1 protein-coding gene is annotated in these 559 nt (G+C 76.4%); it reads right to left on the bottom strand.

Annotated features, from left to right (window positions below):
* A partial coding sequence (locus EU556_RS26255) for a hypothetical protein (protein WP_167855725.1) occupies positions 1-559 on the bottom strand: 559 nt, incomplete at both ends.

Below are 559 nucleotides of genomic sequence, written 5' to 3'. Positions count from 1 at the left end.
GCACCGACTGCTCAGCGCGCACCTCGCCGGCGCTGGCGCCGGCGCCGTTGCTGACCAGCAGCTCGTAGCGGGTGCCGGGCACCAGGCTGGCGGGGGCCGTCACGCGCAGGCAGTAGGCGTCGCTTTGGGCCAGCTCGACGGTGGCGGGCCCGCCGCCGCTGCCGCCCTCGGCGGGCACGAAGCGCACGGTGGGGGTGGCCGCCCCGAGGCGCAGGTTGCGGCCGAACAGGCGTAGGCTGCCGCCGGGGGTGATGTCGGGGGAGTCGAAGTGCATGACGCGGGCGCGGTTGACGGGCACGCGGGGGCTGCGCTGGCCCTGGTCCTCGACCCAGAGCTGGTAGAGGTCCAGCGGCAGGGAGGCCGGCAGCTGGACGGTGAGCTGGCCGGGGCTTTGCACCAGCACGGGCAGGGGCTGAGCGGGGCCGGTGGCGCCGGCGGCGAGGAAGGGCTGGGCGGCGGCGGAGAAGTGGCCCTGCAGGTTGACGGCTTCGCCGGGCTGAGCGGAGGGGCTCGCGTTCAGGATCAGGGTCTGGGCCGGGGCCAGGGCGGGCCACAGGCT

The sequence above is a fragment of the Hymenobacter fodinae genome (assembly GCF_004745825.1).
Taxonomy (GTDB): domain Bacteria; phylum Bacteroidota; class Bacteroidia; order Cytophagales; family Hymenobacteraceae; genus Hymenobacter; species Hymenobacter fodinae.
This window is presented reverse-complemented; position numbering and strand designations above follow the sequence as displayed.